The sequence below is a fragment of the Virgibacillus carmonensis genome (genome assembly GCF_057836705.1).
Window position 1 is genome coordinate 1 of the sequence record NZ_JBYQFJ010000248.1, and the last position, 613, is coordinate 613.

Annotated in this window: 1 protein-coding gene; it reads right to left on the reverse strand. The window is 39.2% G+C overall.

The window, feature by feature from the left end; genetic code table 11:
- Positions 1-613, reverse strand: a 613-nt coding sequence (locus AC3G7N_RS21665; RefSeq protein WP_489424196.1) for a penicillin-binding transpeptidase domain-containing protein, incomplete at both ends; no start/stop codon positions are given.

Here is a 613-nt window from a genome sequence, read left to right on the forward strand (position 1 = left end):
TTAATAACATAAGGTTTTAACATTTTTCCATCATTAGCAATAGCCGTAGCGGCTTTCATTTGCTGGATTGGTGTAACGGTTGTACCTTGTCCAAAGGCTGTTGTGATTTTTTCGATGGGATAGTCAAAGACTAGTTTACCAGCAACCTCATCTGGTAAATCGATGCCTGTTTTTTCATCGAAATCAAATGCCTTATAATAGTTCAAATAGGTTTCCGGTCCCATTACTTCCCATAATAACTTTGCTGCTGCAACGTTTGAAGAACGTCTGAATCCCTCGTCAAAAGATATCTCGCCCCAACCGTCAATATTGTAATCATAGATTGCTTTCGTATTAGGGAGAGGCTTATATTTACCAGACATATATGTTGCGTCTCCATTATAATTCCCCGAATCTATTGCTGCGGACCAGGTAAACATCTTCATTGTAGAACCAGGTTCGTAAGGTGTTGAAATTGCATCATTATACCAATTTTCAACATTGGCGGGATTATTCGGGTTGTAGCTTGGACGATTACTCATCGCCACAATTTCACCAGTTTTAGGGTCCATGACAATTGCTGTTATCCGCTTTGGATTATATTCTTCATTGACTTGAGAAAGTGTATCTTCCA